The organism is Paenarthrobacter sp. NPDC089322 (assembly GCF_040684895.1).
Classification (GTDB): domain Bacteria; phylum Actinomycetota; class Actinomycetes; order Actinomycetales; family Micrococcaceae; genus Arthrobacter.
The window spans coordinates 63,026-84,152 of the sequence record NZ_JBFBGW010000023.1; the positions used below are offsets into that span (position 1 = coordinate 63,026).

Annotated in this window: 21 protein-coding genes; 16 read left to right on the top strand and 5 right to left on the bottom strand. The window is 63.2% G+C overall.

What is annotated here, in order from left to right; all coding sequences use genetic code 11:
• Positions 1–20: 20 nt before the first annotated feature.
• Positions 21–983 carry a hypothetical protein gene (locus AB0N65_RS18520; protein ID WP_364165016.1) on the bottom strand — a complete coding sequence of 321 codons (963 nt, stop codon included), beginning with the start codon at positions 981–983 and terminating at the stop codon, positions 21–23.
• A gap of 186 nt (positions 984–1,169) precedes the next feature.
• Between AB0N65_RS18520 and AB0N65_RS18525 the strand changes: the two genes are divergently transcribed.
• The gene (locus tag AB0N65_RS18525) at positions 1,170–1,574 is read left to right on the top strand and encodes a YchJ family protein (protein WP_364165019.1); all 405 of its coding nucleotides are present in this window, start codon (positions 1,170–1,172) and stop codon (positions 1,572–1,574) included.
• A 33-nt stretch (positions 1,575–1,607) separates the two neighbouring features.
• On the opposite strand, the gene AB0N65_RS18530 is transcribed toward AB0N65_RS18525, so the two are convergent.
• Both AB0N65_RS18530 and AB0N65_RS18535 read right to left on the bottom strand, forming a co-directional pair.
• Positions 1,608–3,572 carry an acyl-CoA dehydrogenase family protein gene (locus tag AB0N65_RS18530; RefSeq protein ID WP_364165022.1) on the bottom strand — a complete coding sequence of 655 codons (1,965 nt, stop codon included), beginning with the start codon at positions 3,570–3,572 and terminating at the stop codon, positions 1,608–1,610.
• Positions 3,573–3,634: 62 nt separating this feature from the next.
• Positions 3,635–3,937, bottom strand: a complete 303-nt coding sequence (locus AB0N65_RS18535) for a hypothetical protein (protein ID WP_364165025.1) — start codon at positions 3,935–3,937, stop codon at positions 3,635–3,637.
• A gap of 335 nt (positions 3,938–4,272) precedes the next feature.
• Here AB0N65_RS18535 and AB0N65_RS18540 point away from each other — a divergent pair, with 335 nt between their 5' ends.
• Genes AB0N65_RS18540 through AB0N65_RS18550 form a run of 3 tightly spaced genes read left to right on the top strand, consistent with a single transcriptional unit; the run spans position 4,273 to position 10,068 of the window.
• Positions 4,273–5,730: a DUF3375 family protein gene (locus tag AB0N65_RS18540; protein WP_364165028.1), complete on the top strand. Its 1,458-nt coding sequence runs from the start codon at positions 4,273–4,275 to the stop codon at positions 5,728–5,730.
• On the top strand, positions 5,723–6,616 hold the full coding sequence (locus AB0N65_RS18545; RefSeq protein WP_364165031.1) for a DUF4194 domain-containing protein: 894 nt from the start codon (positions 5,723–5,725) through the stop codon (positions 6,614–6,616). The genes AB0N65_RS18540 and AB0N65_RS18545 overlap by 8 nt, the downstream gene beginning before the upstream one ends.
• Positions 6,613–10,068: an ATP-binding protein gene (locus AB0N65_RS18550; RefSeq protein ID WP_364165034.1), complete on the top strand. Its 3,456-nt coding sequence runs from the start codon at positions 6,613–6,615 to the stop codon at positions 10,066–10,068. Before AB0N65_RS18545 ends, AB0N65_RS18550 begins: the two co-directional genes overlap by 4 nt.
• Before the next feature lie 71 nt (positions 10,069–10,139).
• Here AB0N65_RS18550 and AB0N65_RS18555 read toward each other — a convergent pair whose 3' ends face one another.
• Positions 10,140–10,643, bottom strand: a complete 504-nt coding sequence (locus AB0N65_RS18555) for an FBP domain-containing protein (protein WP_364165037.1) — start codon at positions 10,641–10,643, stop codon at positions 10,140–10,142.
• 549 nt (positions 10,644–11,192) lie between these two features.
• Between AB0N65_RS18555 and AB0N65_RS18560 the strand changes: the two genes are divergently transcribed.
• The 7 genes from AB0N65_RS18560 (at position 11,193) to AB0N65_RS18590 (ending at position 18,194) form a co-directional block, all read left to right on the top strand.
• The gene (locus tag AB0N65_RS18560) at positions 11,193–12,263 is read left to right on the top strand and encodes an iron-siderophore ABC transporter substrate-binding protein (RefSeq protein WP_364165040.1); all 1,071 of its coding nucleotides are present in this window, start codon (positions 11,193–11,195) and stop codon (positions 12,261–12,263) included.
• A gap of 5 nt (positions 12,264–12,268) precedes the next feature.
• The gene (locus AB0N65_RS18565) at positions 12,269–13,384 is read left to right on the top strand and encodes an iron chelate uptake ABC transporter family permease subunit (RefSeq protein WP_364165043.1); all 1,116 of its coding nucleotides are present in this window, start codon (positions 12,269–12,271) and stop codon (positions 13,382–13,384) included.
• Positions 13,381–14,490, top strand: a complete 1,110-nt coding sequence (locus AB0N65_RS18570; protein WP_364165046.1) for an iron chelate uptake ABC transporter family permease subunit — start codon at positions 13,381–13,383, stop codon at positions 14,488–14,490. Before AB0N65_RS18565 ends, AB0N65_RS18570 begins: the two co-directional genes overlap by 4 nt.
• Before the next feature lies 1 nt (position 14,491).
• Positions 14,492–15,316, top strand: a complete 825-nt coding sequence (locus AB0N65_RS18575) for an ABC transporter ATP-binding protein (protein ID WP_364165049.1) — start codon at positions 14,492–14,494, stop codon at positions 15,314–15,316.
• Positions 15,313–16,368 (top strand): siderophore-interacting protein, encoded by a 1,056-nt coding sequence (locus AB0N65_RS18580; protein WP_364165052.1) that lies wholly within the window; start codon positions 15,313–15,315, stop codon positions 16,366–16,368. The genes AB0N65_RS18575 and AB0N65_RS18580 overlap by 4 nt, the downstream gene beginning before the upstream one ends.
• 148 nt (positions 16,369–16,516) lie before the next feature.
• A complete protein-coding gene (locus tag AB0N65_RS18585; protein WP_364165054.1) occupies positions 16,517–17,353 on the top strand; it encodes an SGNH/GDSL hydrolase family protein in 837 nt (278 codons plus the stop codon).
• A 13-nt stretch (positions 17,354–17,366) separates the two neighbouring features.
• On the top strand, positions 17,367–18,194 hold the full coding sequence (locus AB0N65_RS18590; RefSeq protein WP_364165057.1) for an SGNH/GDSL hydrolase family protein: 828 nt from the start codon (positions 17,367–17,369) through the stop codon (positions 18,192–18,194).
• Here the strand turns inward: AB0N65_RS18590 and AB0N65_RS18595 are convergent.
• The gene (locus AB0N65_RS18595) at positions 18,170–18,457 is read right to left on the bottom strand and encodes a YciI family protein (protein ID WP_364165060.1); all 288 of its coding nucleotides are present in this window, start codon (positions 18,455–18,457) and stop codon (positions 18,170–18,172) included. The two genes, AB0N65_RS18590 and AB0N65_RS18595, sit on opposite strands and share 25 nt — an antisense overlap.
• Before the next feature lie 68 nt (positions 18,458–18,525).
• On the opposite strand from AB0N65_RS18595, the gene AB0N65_RS18600 reads away from it, so the two are divergent.
• The 5 genes from AB0N65_RS18600 to rpsN all read left to right on the top strand — a co-directional run bounded on the left by AB0N65_RS18600 (position 18,526) and on the right by rpsN (position 20,859).
• A complete protein-coding gene (locus AB0N65_RS18600) occupies positions 18,526–19,005 on the top strand; it encodes a MarR family transcriptional regulator (RefSeq protein WP_364165063.1) in 480 nt (159 codons plus the stop codon).
• 50 nt (positions 19,006–19,055) lie between these two features.
• Complete coding sequence (locus tag AB0N65_RS18605) at positions 19,056–19,826, top strand: SGNH/GDSL hydrolase family protein (RefSeq protein WP_364165066.1); 771 nt, start codon at positions 19,056–19,058, stop codon at positions 19,824–19,826.
• Between the two features lie 319 nt (positions 19,827–20,145).
• Positions 20,146–20,382 (top strand): 50S ribosomal protein L28, encoded by a 237-nt coding sequence (rpmB, locus tag AB0N65_RS18610; RefSeq protein WP_045075827.1) that lies wholly within the window; start codon positions 20,146–20,148, stop codon positions 20,380–20,382.
• Entirely contained in the window at positions 20,382–20,549 is a 168-nt protein-coding gene (rpmG, locus tag AB0N65_RS18615) for a 50S ribosomal protein L33 (RefSeq protein ID WP_003798558.1), read from the top strand. Before rpmB ends, rpmG begins: the two co-directional genes overlap by 1 nt.
• Positions 20,550–20,553: 4 nt before the next feature.
• On the top strand, positions 20,554–20,859 hold the full coding sequence (gene rpsN, locus AB0N65_RS18620) for a 30S ribosomal protein S14 (RefSeq protein ID WP_364165070.1): 306 nt from the start codon (positions 20,554–20,556) through the stop codon (positions 20,857–20,859).
• The last annotated feature ends 268 nt before the right edge of the window (positions 20,860–21,127 follow it).

Here is a 21,127-nt window from a genome sequence, read left to right on the forward strand (position 1 = left end):
TGCCCAGGCTTGCCCGTCGGCTACGAGTTGCGGCTGGCTCCGCTCAAGGAACCTTTTCGGATCGGGCTCGCCGTCTTTCCGTTCTTGGCAGAGCTCGGCACCGGTTTCTTTGCTCCGTTGCCTTGGGCCGGTTTGGTGGGCTCGGCGGTTGGCTTCGCGGGCTCGCCGTCGGGCGATTTCCTGGACGCATCCGGGGTCCTTGGTGAAGGTGACTTGCCGTTGCCCGAGGGGGGCGTAGGCTCATCTACCTCGCGAACCGTAACCTTGATGGCTGGCGGCTGTTCTGCCTTTGCCCGTGCGGCCGCCCTTTCATCGGCTTTCGCCACCGCATCAGCCCAGTCCTTCGCCAGGACAGGCGGTTCTTTGCTCGCGGCCACGATCAACGGGTGATGCGACGTTTGGGTTTCCACCACGGTTTTGGACGTGGAGGCAGCCCAGTCCTTGACCTGCGCGGGCTTGGGAAGCTTACGAGGGTCCACCTTGGCCTTCCACGCACGGTCCTTGACGGCCGCCGACGCACCCGAGAGCCGTCGTCGGGCATCTTCCAGGAGGTCCCGCTTGGGTGCCGGTGCGGATAATGCGGCGGGAGCAGGGGCCGGTTCCGTCACTACAGGGGGCGCAGCAGGAGTGGTCGGCGCAGCGACGGCTGCCGCCGCTACGGCCTGCACCTCGGAGGTGGAACCGGTGGGAACGTACGCAAGATCGTCAAGTGGCGAGTCGACGGACTGGTCGGAGTCTACGACGCCGGCACTTGCCGGAGCGGGGACGCGCTGGGGCCGTGGGGGCAGATGAACGATGGCAACGGTGTCCTTTTTGGGGAAAATGCCCACCATGGCCAGGAGAATCATCGACACCAGCCGTCCGACTCCGGCAACCACCAGAGTGATGACGATGATCAACCCGAGACCCAGGAACATCAGGACAGCCAGCCCCAGTGTGCCCAAATACGTCAGGTTGATGGCGAGTGTTGTCGGATCCTCCACGTAGCCTCCCCTGGCCGTCGTTTTGTGATGCGCGCATTGCCCACCCAGCTTGCACATCTAGCCTAAGGTCCAGCACCGACGGAATCACGCGCGGCCCCACCCTCCGGCGCGGTTGTTTCGAAGCTGTTATATGGCGTGGGAAAATATGTTGCCCAGCTCTCATTTTTGCCCTCGGAAAGGGGCCCTGTGACGCCTGACCGCAGCCGACTCCGCGACGGTGCCTGCCCTTGTCTTTCCGGCGAGCCGTACGACGATTGTTGTGGCCGCTTCCACCGTGGCGATGCCGACGCGGCGACAGCCGAACAGCTCATGCGCTCCCGGTACTCGGCGTTCGTAGTCCTGGATCCGGAATACCTCCTGCAAACGTGGCATGTGAGCGCCCGGCCGGATGCAATGGACCTGGACGCGGACATGGAATGGCGCAGGCTGGATATCCTTTCCACCACCGGCGGCGGACCGTTGGATACCGCGGGCACAGTTGAGTTCGCAGCGCACTACAGAGCGGACGGCGAACGCGGCGTGCAGCGCGAACTCAGCCGCTTTGTTCGCGAAAACAAGCGCTGGTACTACGTGGACGGCGACGTCCGCTAGAGTTCCTTTCCCGTTATCGGAGCGCGGGGCCAGCTACCGGTAATTGCGGTGCAGGTTTTCCTTGGTCGAGGCGCCGGGTGAAGCGTCGGCGATCCAGGGCCCGGTTCCTTCGGATTGGTCGAGGACACCGGCCTCAAGCCAGGCATAATCCCCGTCGAGGACTTTGCGCGAAAGGTCGCGGTCGGCGTCGTCCGTGTTACGCCAGAGTTGGTCGAAGTATTCGTCCACTCTTACCCGCGCCTGTTCGCAGTACGCCTCAGCAAGTTCGAAAGCAGTGGCACCACGTTCCGGCTGGGTCCGGAGCAGCATCTCAGCGCGCGAACAACACGCAGCCATGGCAAACAGTTCAGCACCGATGTCCACGATCCTGCCCAGGAATGCCTGCTTGTGCTCAAGCTTTGCCTGCCACCGGCCCATGCCGTAGAAGGTCTGCCGGGCAAGCCTGCGCGAGGACCGCTCCACAAACCTCAATTGCTTGCCGAGCCGCCCGAATTCGGCATACGAACGCGGATCCATGCCGGCGCCCGCCACCAGCTTCGGCAGCCATCGTGCGTAGAAACCGGAGGCCCCGACGGCGGCCCTCGCCTTGTCCTGCAGGCTCGCGTCCGCTGAGGCGAGGTCTCCGGCGGCAGCGAGGTGCGCGTCCACGGCTTCGCGCGCGATGAGGAGCTTCATGATCTCACTGGAACCTTCGAAGATCCGGTTGATGCGCAGGTCCCGGAGGAGTTGTTCCGCAGCCACAGCACGCTCGCCCCGGGCCTCGAGGGAATCGGCTGTTTCGAAACCGCGTCCGCCGCGGATCTGCACCAATTCGTCCGCTATCCGGCAGCTCAATTCAGTAGCCCAAAGTTTGGCCAGCGCTGCCTCGATGCGTACGTCCTTTTGACCGGCGTCCGCCATTTCCGCAGCCAACTCGAACACCGCTTCCAAAGCGAACGTGGTGGCAGCAATGAAAGCGAGCTTCTTGCCGACGGCCTCGTGTTTGCCCACCGGACGACCCCATTGCGTCCGTGCATTGGACCACTCGCGGGAAATCTTCAGGCTCCACTTGCCGGCGGCCACGCACAGGCCCGGGATGGAAAGTCGTCCTGTGTTAAGTGTGGTGAGGGCGATCTTCAGTCCTTGGCCTTCACGGCCCAAGCGGTTCGCTGCGGGCACGCGCACCTGGTGGAAGCGGGTTACGCCGTTTTCGATTCCCCGCAACCCCATAAAGGTGTTCCTGTTTTCGACAGTGATGCCAGGTGAGTCCATCTCCACGACGAACGCCGAGATCCCGCCCTTGTGCGTGGTGCCGTCCGCGTCGGTGTGGGCCGGCACGCGGGCCATCACCACCACGAGCTCGGCGATCACGCCGTTGGTGGTCCAAAGTTTCACGCCGTCCAAAACGTAAGACCCGCCGTCGTCCGACAGCACGGCAGTGGCGCCCATGCGCGCGGGGTCGCTGCCGACGTCGGGCTCTGTCAGGAGGAACGCTGTGATGGCGCCTGCGGCGCAACGCGGCAGGTACTCCTGCTTCTGTTCGGGGGTGCCGAACACTTTGACGGGCTCCGGGACTCCGATGGATTGGTGGGCAGAGATGAGGGCTCCGAGGCTTGGATGCACGGATCCGACCAAGGCGAGTGCGCGACCGTAATAGACCAAGGACAAGCCGAGGCCGCCGTACTCGGGCGGGATTTTCATGCCGAAGACGCCGAGGTCCGCGAGGCCCGCGAGGTAGTCGTCGGGGATCTTCGCGTCGCGTTCGATCACACGGCCGGACATGGTCTTGCAGAACGCCTCAAGCTTGGCCATGAATTCCTCGCCCCGCTCCACATCCTCCGCCTTGGCTTGTGGCCACGGGTGGATCAAGCTGAGGTCGAAGCTGCCCAGGTACAGGCCCTTCGCGAAACTGGGCCGGGTCCATTCGGTTTCGCGGGCGGCCTCAGTAACGGCGCGGGCTTCTTCTGCCGTCGCGTTGACGCTTGCGGCGGTGAGACTGCTGTCAGTAGCGGACGTCATGGAAAAACTCCTCTAGCCGGTTGTGCCGGATGGAGCCAGGGTCCGCCTCGGGTGGGAACCCTTCAGCTGTCCCTCAATGCTACCCGCGAGTAGCTACCGGTGCTAGGGGAAACCTGCGGCTGGAATTCGGTCGGGATTTCCACCTGCCCGGCGTGGTGAACCAAACGGTCCCACGCGAAATTGATGCCATGGACCAAGCCGCCGAGGACACTTTTTATTGTGTACCAAGCCATGCCCATGAGGCCGATAAGGACGATTGTTGCCATTGCTGCTGCTGCAATAAATGCGACCAAAAGTGCAGCGAAGACCAGCGTTCCAATGAATACGTAAGTGGCTGTTTCCAGCGCAGTGAAATCGAAATTCATGGTTCCCCCTGAGCGACAGTGCGTGGGTAGACGGCGTGGCTGCGTCGATGATCTGACATTAGGGGTGGCCATGGAATTCGGCCAGCATCGAATCGCGTCGCCACGGGGTTGATATGGGATCGAAACCATACCGCGGGGTAGGTAACGGAATGGGTACGACGACGGCGGCCCTCGCCTCGCGCTCCTGGCTCACCCAACTGGGTCGCAGTAGTGCACGTTTTGAGCCGTGTAAACGCGCACTGCTGCGACTTAGATGGGCGTGGACGCTCTGCGTTAACCTTGTACGGGGCAGTTTTCGCTGCCAGCCAGGATTCGCAGCAGCTGAAGGAGAGTAGTTGTCCCGTTCAGCCATGTCCTCTGCTGACGCCATCAGCGCAAGGCTTCGCGACCTTGAACAGCTGACCAAAGGCCCGGCCTGGGCGCTGACACGTTCGGCACCATGGGTGATCGCGGTCCTTCAAGCTTCCTTTACCCGCACCCGGCCGCAGCTTCCGCTGGAAGAGTTCCATGCCGACGTCGACGCTTTCCTTGAGCAGCTCCGCCGCCAGGAACCCGGGCTCGGCGGCCAGCTGAACGGCAAGGGGTTTGGCGACGAATGGACGCGAAAGCAGTTCCTCACCAGACGTAACCAGTCAGGCCGGATCGTCTACGAAGTCACCGAAGCCGCTGCGCGAGTGCTCGCATTCCTGGACAGCCTTTCCAGCGAGCGTTCCACGTTGAACGGCTCCCGCCTCGGCACGCTGCTGGGCGACGTGGAGAAACTCGCCAACGAGACAAACCCGGACCAGAGCGCCCGTTTGGAAGCGCTCGAAGAAGAAATCCAAGAGCGCAAGCAACTCGTTGAGGACATCAGTTCCGGCGAGTTCGACGGGCTCCTCGACGACGAAGAAGCGGTCGAAGCAGCCGGCAACATCCTCGACCTCGCGGCAAGCCTGCCCGCGGACTACAAGAAGATGCGAGACCGCATCGAGGAACTGGTGGGCGAACTCCGCAACCAGATCATCGAGGAATCGCTCAGCAAGGGTGCCACCATGGCCCAGGTCCTGGACGCCGACAAACGGCTGCGGCAAAGTCCCGAGGGCCGCACCTTCCGGTCCTTTACGGCGTTCCTGGAGGATCCGCAGCAGCAGCTTCGCTTCCGGTCGGCGATCGGCGAGGTGCTGAGCCGGCAATTCGCGGACGAGCTCTCCCACGAGGATCGCGAAACCCTGAAAAACCTCGTGGCGGAGTTGCGCGCGCAGCACAGCCAGATTCAGCGGATATACGGCAAGCTTTCCGAGAGCCTCAATACCTATATCCAGAGCGACGATGTCCGCCAGTCCGTCAGCCTCCGCAAGGTCCTGGCCGAGGCCGAGCACGCCATCCGATCCATGCCCTACGAGCGCGACCGACCTGGCCTGGTTCCCGGTCCCGTCCTATACAACGCAGGTTTCGAGTCGTTGGCTATGGTCAAGCTGTTCGACCCCGACGAATTCGCCACCCCGCCCCGCCTGGCCGACCCCATCGCCTTCAACGATTCCGACCGCGTACGGTCAGCCCGCACCGGAAAGGCGAGGCCCGACGTCGTCCGTGCAGCAATGGCGGGATCCGCCACCTTGGGCGAGGCGTGGGAGAACCTGCCCGCCGAGGAGCGGCATATCAACACCGTCCGTTCGCTCCTGTCCATGGCGCTGCAAACAGGCGCCGCCTTCGACCGGGCCGCATGGGAACACATCGACTTCGAACAAATCGACGGCAGCATCCGCACCGCGTACCTGCCGGTCGTCACGCTGAATGAGGATTCTGATGACTGAGGAAATCACGACGACGGACGTCACCGAAGCGGACAGCGTCACCGATGAGGCGGCGGAAGTCAGCCCGGAGGCGGCGGCCGCAGACCCGGAACCGACCGCCACAGACCCGTTCAGGGTCACACCACGGGACACGTTTGTTGACGGCGCGGCGCTGTTTCCGGGAGACACCGGAGTGCTTCCCATGAGGGTCCGGCACGCCCTGGTGAAACTTCTCAAGGGGCCTTACATTGACGGCGGCCGCGACGAAAAACTCTGGACCACGCTTTTGGACAACCAAGTGATCCTTCGCAGCCGTCTCTCCGAACTCTTCCTCACCATGCAACTCGACCACGACCGAAAGATAGCCGTCCTCCGCCCGGTGGACCCCGAAGTCATCGGCGCGGGCTCACGTTCGAGCATCCTCCGCCAGCAACGTGCCTTGAGCCGCGTGGAAACCATCGTCCTGCTCCGCCTGCGCCTCCTCTTGGACCGTCACGTCACCGCCCAGACCGATCCCACCGTCACGCGCGAAGAGATCTCCGACCTCGTAGCAAACTACACACCTGCCGGCCAACAAGACGCTCTCCGTGATTCCGACGTCGTCACGCGCACCATCACCAAACTCCTCGCGCGCCAACTCCTGCTCCAAACCCCGCTGGATGACACCTACACCATCAGCAACGCCCTGCCGCTGGCACTCCCATTCGAAAACATCGGCGACATCCCGGCCCATATCGATGCCCTGGTGGCAGTAGCGGCAGACGAATCAGGCACGGAACCGCTGCTTGATCTTGACACCGATTCCAATGCCGGAGAAGACTCCTCCGATGGGTCCGACGACGCCGAAGGCCCGGAGGCATCCATCGCGGAGGCGGACGCAACCACGACTGACGGGACACCCAAGTGACTATCGCAAGCATGCTCCCGCTCGGCGAACAAACGAACCCCGGGCAGATGCGTCTGGCACTCGTCCAGGTGGTCAACTGGGGTACGTTCCATGGCGCCCACACCATGCATGTGGACCGCAACGGCACCCTGCTCACGGGTAACTCCGGGGTTGGCAAGTCGACTCTCTTTGATGCCATGCTCCGCGTTTTTGATGCCCGGCCGCGCTCCAACGAGGCCGCTGCCCAGCGTGCCGGCGGTGCTGTGGAGGACAAGAGGACGACGTTCACCTACATGCGCGGCAAAGTAGGTGATAAGGCGGTGGGCGATGGCTCGGCCAGTGCCTTCCAGCGGCCTGGTGCCACGTGGTCCGCCGTCGCGCTGACGTACGATAACGCTGCAGGCACGAAGGTGACGGTCTCGGCGCTGTTCGATTTGCCGAAGAACGGCACGGAGTCCAGCGTCGGTCGCTTTTACGTGATCGACAGCAAGCCCCTGGACTTGGAAGCGATCGAGGGAATCGCCCGGAAGCGTTTCACCAAGGGCACTCTGGAGTCGATTTTCCCGGATGGGCAGGTCTTCGACGTCCACAAGGCCTTCGCAGAGCGATTCCGTCGTTTGCTCGGCATCAACTCGGACCAGGCGCTTCCGTTGCTGCGCGTCATCCAGGCCGGCAAGGGGCTGGGCGGCAGCGTGAATACGTTCTTCCGTGACCAAGTGCTTGACGCCCCGGCCACGCTGGCTGCCGCAGACGACGTGGTGGAGGAATTCAGCAACCTGATGTCCATCCGCCAGCGGTTGGAGGACGTCAGGCAGCAGCGCGACCAGTTGGCTCCGGTTCCCGGCCTGAACAAGGAGTACGCGCAGGCCTTGTTGGACGCGAACCGCTTGCGTGAACTGGCAGGTGAGGAATTCGAGGCTTACAAGCAGCAACTCGCTGTGACGGTTCACGCCAGGACTTTGGCTCGGTATAAAGAGCTGGCACAGTCGAAAGCGCAGGAGCTCGCGGCAGAACGGACAGTCCGCGATGCGTTGGCCAAGGAACTCCGCGATTTGGAACTGGACTACAACAACCGCGGCGGCAACGCGATCTCCGCCATCGAACAATCGCTGGAGAACGCCCGCGTGGGCCTCAAGTTGCGGCAGCAGGTGGAGGAGTCGGCCAGGAAGGCGTTGGCAGATGCCGGGCTGAACCTGGAATGGTCCGCCGAAGGCTGGGACCAGGCCCATGAGCAGGCCGCTGCCCGTTCGGCTGAGTTGAAGGACGATTCGGAGGCGTTGAAGGAGCTCCGATTCGAGGCCTTCGACAGCCACGCCACCAAGAAGCGCGAGCTCGCAGCCGCTGAGCAGGAACTGCTCTCGTTGCGATCGCGCAAGTCCCTCCTGCCGCCGTCGAGCATTGAGAACCGGGCCGCAATCGCGGCCGCAACCGGCGTCCCGGAAGAGCGGATGCCGTTCGGTGGTGAGTTGATCGACCTCGCGGAAGGGCAGGACCAGTGGCGCCCGGCCGCGGAGCGCGCCCTTCGCAACCTCGCCACTACCTTGCTTGTTCCGGGTGAGCACTTTGCTGCTGTGACTCGTTACCTGAATGACAACACTGTCCGCGGCGCGCTGCGCGCCGTAGACGTCTCCAAGCCTCTAGGGGGCGGGGCGCTGGCTGTGGAGGACGTGTCCGACGGCGACCTCTTGACTAAATTGAGCATCCTCACCTCGGGTGCCAATGCCGATGCGGGGGAGTGGATCCGCGAGCGGATCGCGTTGGACTTTGCGTACCCGTGCGTTGAGGACCCGGATGAGTGGGCGTCGCTGGACAAAGGCCTCAGCTTGGGTGGCGTGGTGAAGCGCAATCGGCACACCGTCGAGAAGGATGACCGCTTCACCAGCAGGCAGGACTACGTGCTGGGCTTCGACAACGCCTCCAAGCTTGAGCTCGTGGCAGCCCGCGTCGGTGAGCTTGAAAATGAGCTCGCAAAGGCCGCGGAACTTGCACAAAGCCGTGAGGACTCCCACCAAGGGATGGCACGGCAGTTGGAAGCCCTGCGGCGTGTGGCCGAAGACGAGCGGCCGTGGGAACAAGTGTCCGCGGCCGTCGCGGCAGACGAGCTCGCCAGGATTGAGCAGCGGCTCGCTGATGCGCTGGCTGCCCAGGCCGACCTCGAACCGCTTCGGGCCAACATCGAGGCGGTGCGCGAAAAGCACCAGTCCTCCACAGGTGCTGCAGCCGTGCTGCAAAGCGAATACAAGGCCCTCGACACCCAGATGACCACAGCTGACGGCTTGCTCGACGCGGCGCGGTTGAAGCTCGAGCAAGCACCGCCGTCGGGGTCTACCGTCACCGCGCTGGAACCATACTTTGCCGGCGTCGCGGATGTCTCGGAACTGCACGAGCTCGACAACCTGGCCAACGGCGTCCGCAACAAACTGCTCGACGAACTCCATTCCGCCGAGTCGCGCGGCCAGGCAACCGCCGAGCGGCTGACCCGCATCTTTGAGGCGTTTGTCCGGGACTGGGGGAGTGCCATCAGCGCCGACCACGGCACGTCGATCGGGGCGGCCGGGGACTTCGAATCCCGTTACCACGCGATCGTGAGCGATGGCCTGCCCGCCCAGGAAGCCGAGTTCCGGTTGTTCTTCAACCAGCGGACGCATGAATCGTTCAGCACGCTCCTGCATCTACTGGATGAAGAACGCCGCAGCATCACCAGCAGGATCCTGCCCTTGAACGGGATTCTCTCCGAGGTGAATTTCCATGAAGGCAGTTTCCTGGAACTCGACATCAAGCAGACGCTTCCGGCTACCGCCAAGCAGTTCAAGGACGCAATCCAGAACGCGTTGAAGGCAAAGCACACGCGACCATCGCGCGGTTCCGCCGCTCCCGCCGCTCCGGCTGCGGAAGGCGACGACGACGCCGAACTCACCGCCCGCTATAAGTCGCTCGAAACCCTGGTGAAGCGCCTGGGATCGCAGACTCCCGAGGACCGGCGGTGGCGTGCCGAGGTGTTGGACGTCCGCGGGCACCTGTTCATCCAATGCAAGGAACACCGCGAAGTGGCTGGCAAATCCGGCAAGAAGACGGAAGTCTTCATGCACGCGGACACCGGCTCCATGTCCGGCGGTGAACGCCAGCGATTCACCGCGTTCATCATGGCAGCGGCGTTGAGCTACCAGTTGGGCATTGCCGAACAGGGCTTCACCACATACGGCACCGTGATGATGGATGAGGCGTTTGTGCTTGCTTCGGAGGAGTTCGCCGGAGCGGGCATCAAAGCGCTGCACGAGTTCGGCTTCCAATTGCTGCTGGCGGCCCCGGAGAACGTCATTGACCTTTCACGGCACTTGGGTTCAGTCACGGAGATCCTTCGCGACAAGCGGACCAACCGCTCCGGCGTACTCACCGCTCCGGTGATTTCAGGGCCGGGCGAACCGGGTGCGTGGCGGTCCGAGGCCAACCCCGTGGATATCGTGCTCCGCTGACCCAACTGGGTCGCATTTGTGCGCGTTCTGAGCCGTCAAAACGCGCACAAATGCGACCTACTTGGGATGGGTTAGCGTTGTGAGCCGTTGCGGACCCTGTCCAGAAATTGGGCTGTACGGAACTCCAGTCCGGCGATCTGCTTCAGGACCGCGGCTGCAGGGTCCGGGTTGATTTCATTGACCGGAGGTTCCTTGCGAACGTTGGCGTTGCAACCGAACTCGGCGCAGATCAGGGTGCCAACGGTGTTACCGTTCTTGCCGGATTGGCCTGACCGCTTGGCAACCCACAGGTAGACGTCGTCCTTGGAAAAAACATCCCGGCACAGTTCGCAGAGGACGGCACGCTTCTTGCCCGCTCCTCCTTCGGGTGCGCGCAGCATGATGCCCGTGAGCTCGCCCTGGTTCGGGACCACCAGGTAGCCACGCTGGGGCATCTTGGCGTCCCGCCAGCCAAGGAATTCACGGTTCTCCCAATCGATGGTGTCGAAATTGTGGGGAAGATTCAGTTTCGCAGCTTCTGAGCGGCTGGCATTGATAAAGGATGAGCGGATCTGATGGGCAGTGATTTTCTGCATGGCAAAGCTTCTTTCGGAAAGACGGTCCACACCCATCGAAGGGCGCGCGGAAGGAGCATGAACGTCGGCCGAAAAGGGCATGGGGGCGCACCTGCAGGACCCGTGGCCGTGTGGTGCTGAACGCCTAAGAGAGTGCCGACGTGCGAGGGAATGCCAAGCAGGCCAAAGAGGCCACCTCGCCAACTATGGACGCAGCAGCTGCATCAGCGCGCACGTTCATCCCCTCGTCGTTTTCCTGGAAGCGGTAGCCCGCTGCCGATATCCTCGCAAATTCCCGGCGACGCTGTCCACTGAGCGAGGGTTCGCCGGGAAGGGTCATCGGTGAGTGAGGGTTCGCCGGGGAGGGGTCATCGGTGAGCGAGGGTGTGCCGGGGAGGGGTCATCGGTGAGTGAGGGTGTGCCGGGGAGGGGTCATCGGTGAGCGAGGGTTCGACGGGCCCGTTTACGTAAAAATGCCCGTCATGGAGATTACGTGACGCAAACGTTTCGTAATTATCGGGAGGCTAGGCTAGCCTTACTTAGGTTCGCATCACTTACTTAAGGAGTCCCGTGGCTTCCCTTCTCCCACGCCGCGCCCTGCTGAAGACCGCAGGTACTGCGACAGCCGCCTTGGCCGCCGTCGCCCTTTCCCTTACTGGCTGCTCCACTGGACCGGCCAGCACTGCTCCGGCATCAGAACAGCCCGCTTCCGCAGCTTTCCCGGTCACCATCAAGCACGCCTTCGGTGAGACCACCATCAAGGAACAGCCCAAGCGCGTCGTCACCATTTCCTGGGTCAACGATGACATCGCGATCGCCCTCGGTGTCGTTCCTGTAGGTGTCCCCAAGAACGAGTGGGGCAACAACGACAAGGGCTCCACCCCGTGGAAGGACGCAGCGCTCGAGAAGCTCGGCGCCGGTTTCGGTACCGACAAGGCTCCCGTCCAGTTCTCCGAGGCAGACGGCATCAACTTCACCGAGATTGCCAAGCTCAGCCCGGACGTTATCCTCGGCGCCTACTCCGGCCTCGAAGAGGCTGACTACAAGAAGCTCTCCGAGATCGCACCCGTAGTGGCCTACCCTGAACTGGCCTACGGTACGCCGTGGCAGGAAAGCACCACCATCATCGGCAAGGCCCTCGGTAAGGAAGCCGAAGCCAAGAAGCTGGTTGAGGACACCGAAGCCACCATCAAGGACAAGGTCTCCGACTACCCGCAGATCGTCGACAAGACCTTCATCTACGGCAACCTGGAGCCGGCCAAGGGTGACGGCGTGAACGTCTACACCGCCATCGACAACCGCCCCCGTTTCCTCTCCGACATCGGAATGAAGCTTGCTCCGGTTGTGGAGGAAAACACCAAGACCAAGACGGACTTCTTCATTCCGTGGTCTGCCGAGAAGGCAAACGAGCTCGATTCGGACATCTTTGTCACCTGGGTTCCGGATGCCACCACCGCGGAAGCCATCAAGTCTGACGCCCTGCTGAGCCAGATTCCGGCCATCAAGTCCGGCGCCCTGGTTGCCGATTCCGACAACACCTTGACGCTGTCCATCTCTGCTTCTTCGCCGCTGAGCCTCCCGTGGGCCTTGGACACTTTCCTCCCGCAGCTGGGCAAAGCCGCAGACGCGGCAGGCAAGTAACTGCCATGAAACTGAGTACGACGACGGCACTTCAGGGGCGGGTCAATGGCACCTTGGTGCCGACTGGCCCGGGAGGCATCACTCCTGATGCTGCGGGAACCGGAGGGGGAACCGGGTCCCGCGGTACAGTGGGCAAGCGCACCGCCTGGCTGCTGGTCGCCGTCGTCGTACTTGCCGTCGCGTGCGCCGCATCCTTGGCGATCGGCGCGCGCGGGCTTCCCCTGTCAACTGTTTGGGAAGCCATGACCAACTTCAATCCGCAAGACGGCAACCATGCAGTGGTCATCGCGCGGATTCCCCGTACCGTGCTCGGCCTCCTGGCCGGAGCAGCGCTCGGCCTGGCCGGAGCGGCAATGCAGGGCGTGGCCCGCAATCCCTTGGCCGATCCCGGCATCCTCGGACTGAACGCCGGTGCCGCCTTGGCCGTGGTGACGGGCATCTACGTGTTTGGCATCAGCTCCTTGACCGGCTACATCTGGTTCGCTTTCGTTGGCGCCGCAGCCGCCGCCGTCGTGGTTTACGCCATCGCGTCCCGGGGACGCGACGGTGCGACCCCGGTCAAGTTGGCCCTCGCGGGCGCTGCCCTTAGCGCCGGCCTTTTCTCGCTGATGAACGTCATCCTTGTTTCGAGCCAGGACACGCTGGACCGGTTCCGGTTCTGGCAGGTCGGCAGCATCGGTGGACGCGACTGGTCGGTGCTCCTCCCGGCCCTTCCGTTCCTTGCCGTCGGGGCCGTCATCGTCCTGGTCGGCGGCCGCATTCTTAACAGTCTCGCTCTTGGGGACGACATCGCCCGCGGACTGGGTCAGAATGTGGGACTTTCCCGCGGCATCATTGGCCTGGGCATCGTCCTGCTTTGCGGATCAGCCACAGCGTTGGCCGGGCCCATTGGATTCCTTGGCCTGGTCATCCCGCACGCCGTCCGCTCCCTGACCGGGCCGGACTACCGCTGGCTCCTGCCGTTCACGGCGGTCGTAGCGCCCATCCTGCTGATCTTCGCCGATATTGTGGGCCGCGTGATCCTCCTCCCTGGAGAAGTTCCCGCCGGCATCATGACCGCCCTGGTCGGCGCTCCCGTTTTTGTTTGGCTCATCCGCCGCGGAAAGAGGGCCGGACTGTGACAACCCTTCATAAGGTCCCCGCCGAGACGGCACTTAATGACAATGTTTCCCGCAAACATTCGCATCAACTGTCATTTCGGCGCCTGCTGAACCCCACCTTCTTCGTTGGCCTCGCTGTCGTGGCCATGTTCGCCGTGTACGTGCTTCTTGGCAGCTACACCGTGACCATCCCCGACTTCTTCACCATCGTCTTCAACCACCTCACGGGTGGCGAAAAAATTCCGGGCGCCAGCTTCATCGTCATGGAGCACAAGCTTCCGCGTGCCGCCATCGGAACATTGATCGGTATCGCCTTCGGCCTTGCCGGCGGTCTCTTCCAGACCATGCTCCGGAATCCGCTCGCGAGCCCGGACATCATCGGGATCAGTTACGGTGCCAGCGCCGCGGCCGTGACCGCGATCGTGATTTTCGGCGCCTCCGGAGCGGTGGTCTCATGGGCTGCCCTCGGTGGCGCACTGGGTGTGGCTGCCATCATCTACTCGATTTCCCGCGGCACCGGCACCGGCGGCGGAGGGAACCGGGGCAACGCCGCGGGCAGCCGACTTATCCTTGCCGGAGTGGGTATTGCCGCGGCGCTGCACGCAGTGGTGAACTTCCTCATGACCCGCGCTGACATCCGAACCGCAGCGGACGCCCTCGTCTGGCTCAACGGCTCGCTGAACTCCGCCAATTGGGAGCGCGCGGCGGTCCTTGCGGCATCTCTCCTGCTCCTTATCCCCGCGGTCATCGCCTTGGCCGGCCCGCTGCGCATCCTCGAACTCGGCGACGACGCCGCGGCCGGGCTCGGGATCAAGGTCAACGCCGTCCGGCTGGGACTTGTGCTGACCGCCGTCGGACTTGCCGCCGTCGCAACCGCCGCCGCAGGTCCGGTCGCGTTCGTCGCGTTCCTGGCCGGGCCGATTGCCCGCCGCATCGTCCGGAAGCCAAGCCTCCCGGCGTCGGCCCTTACCGGTGCGCTGATCGTCCTGGCGGCCGACTTCCTGGCTTCCAACATTGCTCCCGTCATCCTCGACGGAACCGTCCTCCCGGTCGGCGTCATCACCGGCGCCCTCGGTGCACCCTTCCTGCTGTGGCTGCTGATCACGTCGAACCGAAAGGAAGCCTGACATGGCCGTCCTTAATGCCCAGGACCTGACGCTCCAGTATGAGCAGCGCAGGGTTGTTGAGGGGCTCTCAACCCAAATTCCCGAGGGCAAGGTGACCATGATCGTGGGAGCCAATGCCTGCGGCAAGTCCACGCTGTTGCGTGGTTTGTCGCGCCTGCTCAAGCCAGCCGGCGGGTCCGTGACGCTCGACGGCAAGGACATCCACTCCCGTCCGGCCCGCGAACTCGCGCGCACCCTGGGCCTGCTGCCCCAGCACCCCACCGCCCCGGACGGCATTACCGTGCGGGACCTCGTGGGGCGGGGGCGGTATCCGCACCAAGGCTTCTTCCGGAGTTGGAGCGCAGCCGACGACGCCGCGGTGCAGCGGGCGCTCGAAGCTACCGCCACGCTGGAACTCGCTGAGCGGAGCGTCGATGAACTGTCCGGCGGACAGCGCCAGCGAGTCTGGATCGCGATGGCGCTGGCACAGGAGACCGAGGTCCTGCTGCTGGACGAACCCACCACCTACCTGGACCTTGCGCATCAAGTCGAAGTCCTGGACCTCGTCACGGACCTCAACCGAAGCCGCGGGACCACCGTGGCAATCGTGCTCCACGACCTCAACCTCGCAGCGCGCTACGCAGACCATGTGATCGCGATGAAGGGCGGGTGCATTGTCGCCGAGGGCCCTGCGCCGGTTGTGGTCACCGAGGAACTGGTCCACACGGTTTTCGGCCTGGAATCCCGAGTGGTTCCCGATCCCATTTCAGGTACACCGCTGATCGTCCCCATTGGACGCCACCACGCACGCCCTGCTTCAACCAACGAACTGGAGATTGCCTCATGAGTGCCCAGCCAACCCGGACCCAAGCAAGCGCAGCCGTGGAACCCATGACTCTCGCCTTCGACGTGACGGTGACGGCTGTGCAGGAGCTGAGCCCGAACTTCCGCCGGATCACTTTCGGTGGCTACTCCCTGCGCGGCTTCGGTGTGGCAGGTGACACCCTGGACCTCCGGGTCAAGTTGATGATCCCCTCGTTCGACGCCGAAGGCCGGCAAATCGCGCTTCCCGAGTTCAAGATGGACGAGGCCGGCTGGTACCAGGAGTGGCTCGCCATGGATCCCTCAGTTCGCGGCGACATGCGCACGTATACCGTTAGGTCAGAGCGGCTCGATGCTGTGTACCCGGAAATCGACATCGACTTCGTCATGCACTTCGACGAGAACGGTCACGGCGGACCTGCTGCCAACTGGGCAGTCGCGGCGAAGCCCGGTGACACGCTCACGATCATCGGGCCCAACAACCGCGCGGCCCAGTGCGCTACCGCCGGAGCCTACGGGGGTATCGAGTGGCGTCCCGGGCTGGCCCAGCGCGTACTGCTCGCCGGAGATGAAACCGCCGTCCCCGCGATCAGTGCCATCCTGGAAAGCCTGCCCGCCGACATGACCGGCCACGCTTTCCTTGAAGTTCCCGAGGCCGGCGACTTCCAGGACATCACCACCGCAGCGGATATCGAGATCACGTGGCTCGCCCGCGGCGCAGCCATTGGACGCTCCCGGCCCCACGGTGAACTACTCAAGGAAGCGGTCGCCAAGGCCGTGCCGGTTCCCGGCTGGGTGGGCCTGAAGGGCGCCGAAGCTGCTGCCGGGCCCGAGCCCGAGGACGTCAATGTAGACCAGGAAATCCTCTGGGAAACCCCGCAACGCATGGACTCCGCGGCCATCGAAGCCACCAAGAACCCCACGCTTCCGGCTGGAGCTTTGCCGTTCTACGCGTGGATCGCGGGTGAGGCGTTCGTGATCAAGGAAATGCGACGGTACCTGGTGCGGGACGTCGGTATCGATCGCAAGCAGGTAGCGTTCATGGGGTACTGGCGCCGCGGCAAAGCCGAAGGCTAACCTGCAACGCTCTCTCACCTACGACCCGCTTTGGGCCAACGCTCTAGCGATCGGTGATAGAAGGTTGGCAATTTTGGGGTCATAGGTGAGAGAGCGTTGGTCATCTTGGGTTGGCCGGGGGTTAACCGGGGGACGTTAGCTTGGCCGGGTGCGGGATGTTTTCGCGGCTGACCAGAACGGACGACGGCGGTTTGTCGCCATCGGCGATTCCTTCACCGAAGGCGTGGGGGACCCGAGCAAAGTCCTGCCCAACGGGGTGCGTGGATGGGCAGACAGGGTCGCGGAAAAACTGGCCAAAGCCGACAGGGGTTGGGAGTACGCCAACCTCGCGGTGCGCAGCAAACGCCTCCGGCAGATCATTGATGAACAACTGGAGCCAGCGCTGGCCATGGAGCCAACCCTGATCACGCTCTACGCCGGCGGCAACGACATCCTTGATTTCGGGACGGACATGGAAGCGCTCCTGAACGACTACGAACTCCTGGTCGCACGGCTCGCGGAAACTGGCGCAACACTGGTCTTGTTCACAGGCTTCGATGTCAAAGTGTCTGCCGTCCTGGAACCCTTCAAGAAGCGCAACACCATGTACAACCAGCGAGTGCGCGACGTCGCTGCCAAATATGGGGCTGTGCTGGTGGACTACTGGTGCTTCGATGCTTATCACGATGCCAGGATGTGGTCTCCGGACCGGCTTCACATGTCCAAGGCCGGGCATAAGTACCTGGCGGCCCAAGTGCTGGATCATCTGAACGTCCCGCACAAGATTTCCCCCAAAGAATGGGATCCGCCCCAGCGCATGGGCCTCAGGGAGTGGGAGCGCAGGCAGCGCCGCTGGGTCAACGACTGGGTATTGCCGCTCTTTGGCCGTAAGCTCCGCGGCGTGACACTCGGTGATTCGTTGAAGCCGCGGTGGCCCGAGCCCGTGAAGGTCCCACGCAAGGGTGGCCTCAAGAAGCTCATGGAAAACCGCGAGGCGGCGCAATGAACGAGGCGGCGCAGTGAACCGGCCAACTCGATTCGTCGCCCTCGGCGACTCGTTCACCGAGGGCGTGGGCGACAACGATCTCCGCCTGCCCAACGATTGCCGCGGCTGGGCTGACCGCGTGGCAGAAGAATTTGCCCGGCATGATCAACGGACGCTGTACGCAAATCTCGCCATCCGCGGCCGGCGCCTTCAAAGGATCGTCGACGAGCAGATCGAGCCAGCCATGGCCATGGAACCCACATTGGTCAGCTTCTACGCCGGCGGGAACGATCTCCTCATGGCCAAGCTCAACATGACCAGGCTGATGCGGGACTACGAGCACGCAGTGCAGCGCATCGCGGCCAGCGGCGCCACCGTGCTGCTGTTCACGGGATACAACGTTCCTCTGTCGCCCCTGCTGGAGCCGCTTAAGCTGCGCACTGCCATCTACAACCGGCATATCAGGCGGATCGCTGCAACCTACGGCACACTGCTGGTGGATTACTGGTGCTTCGAGAAGTTCCAGGATGCCCGCATGTGGTCGCCGGACCGCCTGCACATGTCCACGGCCGGACACCGGTACATGGCCAAGAAAGTGCTGGAAGTGCTGGGAGTACCGCACTCGCTGCAGCCGCCTTTGTTTGGCCCGCCCCTTTCGCGGACACTCGCTGAGAACATCGCCGACGACGTCGCCTGGCTGAGGCGCGACGTCGGGCCTTGGTTTTCGCGTCGGCTGCGCGGCGTTTCCAGCGGCGACCGCTTGGGCCCGCGGTGGCCCGGGCTGATGCCCGTTGTGTTGCCCGAGCGGCTCGGCACGGCCAAAGCCAGGCCAGGAATTCAGGAGTCGAGCAGGTTCTCGTAGCCCTCGGCCACTGTGGTGGCTGTGAACTCGATAATCTCGAACTCCGCGACGCCGTTGCTGTAGAACGGGTCCTTGGCCAATGATTCATCCAATGTGGCACGGTCGGCTTTGGAAAGCAGCACGCCTCCCGTTGCCGGGACGCGACGTCCGGACGCGAGGAAGATGCCGTCGTCGAAAGCGCCTTTCAGCCAGGCCATATGGCCTGGCCGGTGAAAGTCGACGATCTCGTCGGGAACCTTATAGGTCAGGGAGACAACAAACATGTCGCCAGCCTACCGTTCCGGCGGGGGCTGCTGGCTGGCAGCAGCGGGAATTCTCCTAAGATGTACCCATGACTGAACCCCGCTGGCTCAACGCCGACGAACGCCGCGCCTGGCTGGCCCTCCTGAGCATCAATACCTTGCTCCCTTCGGCTTTGGATACGCAGCTTCAGTCCGCTGGAAAATTGTCATTGTTCGACTACAACGTCCTGGCGATGCTGTCCGAAACCGAGGGCCGGTACCTGCCCATGAGTGAGCTGGCGGCACGGACCAGTGCCTCGTTGTCGAGACTGTCCCACGTGGTGACCAAGCTCCAGAAGCGTGGCTGGGTGGAACGGCAGGCACACCCCGGCGACGCGCGGGTTACCGTGGCCCATCTGACGGACGCGGGCATGTCCACCATCGTCTCCTTGGCCCCCGGGCACGTGGAATCCGTGCGTGCACTCATGCTCGACTCACTCACTCCTGACGACGTCGCCGATCTCGCCCGCATCGGCGAGAAAATCGTTTCCAGGCTGGATAACAACCACTGGATCCTGCGCGACTCCTAGGCTCTGCCGTTGCTTTGTCCGTCGCAGCGGAGAAGTGGCAGACTGGCGGCATGGATTTTTCTGCCCGCTACGTCGCCCTGGGTGATTCCTTTACCGAGGGCGTCGGCGACGACGATCCCACCCGCCCGAACGGAGTCCGAGGCTGGGCGGACGTCGTAGCGGGGCAGCTTGCCCACAGCAACGAGGGCTTTGGCTACGCCAATCTAGCCATCCGCGGGAGGAAGTTGCGGCAGATCATGGCAGAACAGGTGGATGCCGCCGTCGAACTTAAACCCACCTTGGTGACCCTGTACGCGGGGGCGAACGACATCCTGCGTCCCAAGATCGATATTGACTCGCTTTTGGAGGATTACGACGCCGGCATCGCCAGGTTAAGCGCCACCGGCGCCACAGTGGTTCTCTTTACGGGCTTCGACGCCCGAGGTTCCAAGGTGTTCAGCACCATGCGCGGACGCACCGCCATATATAACGAGCTGGTTCGCGAAATCGCCGAAAACCACGGCGCGTTGCTGGTGGACTACTGGCGGTTCGACGAATACGACGACTGGCGCATGTGGGACAGCGACCGCATGCACATGTCCAGTGCCGGCCACCTGAATATGGCCAAGCGTGTGCTGGATGTTCTGGAGCACGAGCATGTGCTGGAAATTCCGGAGTTGGCGCCGGTGAAGCTGCTGAGCCGCGTAGAGACACTGCGCGCCAACGCGCGCTGGGTGCGTGAATTTGCCGGCCCGTGGGTAGTCCGTCGGGTGCGGGGCACGTCGTCGGGCGACGGACTGAGCCCGAAGTATCCCACCCTGATACGGCCTGATTGGTCTTAATTTGGCGGTGCCCGTAGAATAGTTAGGCGCTAGGTAGTGCGGAGCGTGTGCAATTGCTCCGGTTGGCGGTGACTGTCGGTCTGACTGACGTCCCGTGGGCCGGTAGTTAGGGGCTCAAGTTGCGTGCATTCCTGTATTCGCCCGGTATCCCAGGACATTCGTCAGTGGCCTCCACTGCCCGGTCCTGAGGTCCAACCTTCTTCGCCGCACATGGTGCGGAAAACACCGAACTTGGTATGGACCGGATGCGGACGCTGCCTGTCGCACGGTAACGCAGGAACATCTGCACGCCGTTACATTCAATCTTTGGAGGAGAGTCATGGCAGCACACTGCCAAGTGACCGGGGCCGAGCCGGGCTTTGGACACAGCATTTCGCACTCGCACCGTCGCAACAAGCGCCGGTTCGACCCGAACATTCAGAAGAAGCGTTACTGGGTTCCGTCCCTGCGCCGCAACGTCACCCTGACGCTGTCGGCCAAGGGCATCAAGACCATTGACGTACGCGGCATCGACGCAGTCGTCGCCGACATCCTGGCACGAGGAGTGAAGCTCTAATGGCAAAGGACAAGGACGTACGTCCCATCATCAAGCTCAAGTCCACTGCGGGCACGGGCTACACCTACGTAACGCGTAAGAACCGTCGTAACGACCCCGACCGCCTGGTCCTGAAGAAGTACGACCCCAAGATCCGCCAGCACGTCGAATTCCGAGAGGAGCGCTAAACACATGGCTAAGAAGTCCAAGATTGCTCGCAACGAGCAGCGCAAGGTCATTGTTGAGCGTTACGCTGCCAAGCGTCTCGAACTGAAGAAGACCCTGGTTGACCCCAACGCGACTGACGAAGCTCGCGAAGCTGCACGCCTCGGCCTGCAGAAGCTGCCCCGCAACGCCTCCCCGATCCGTCTGCGTAACCGCGACCAGATCGACGGCCGTCCCCGCGGCACCTTCCAGAAGTTCGGTATCTCCCGCGTTCGCTTCCGCGACATGGCTCACAAGGGTGAGCTGCCGGGTATCACCAAGTCTTCCTGGTAAGCACCACGCTCTGAAAGGGCCGGTAACCATTATGGTTGCCGGCCCTTTCGGCATTTAACCACCGCCGTTCCCGGGGTGGTGCTGGTTTGTGGGCCGGTGCCCCTAGGCGACGCTCTCTCACCGATGGGTGTCTTTTTCGGATCGCTCTCTCACCGTTGGCAGGCTTTTGCCGATCGCTCTTTCACCGGGGGTGATGGGGTTCACGTGATGTGTTTTGTGGGGGTTGGGGTGGTTGGTGGGGGTTGGTGGTGGGTTTTGTGGTGTGTTT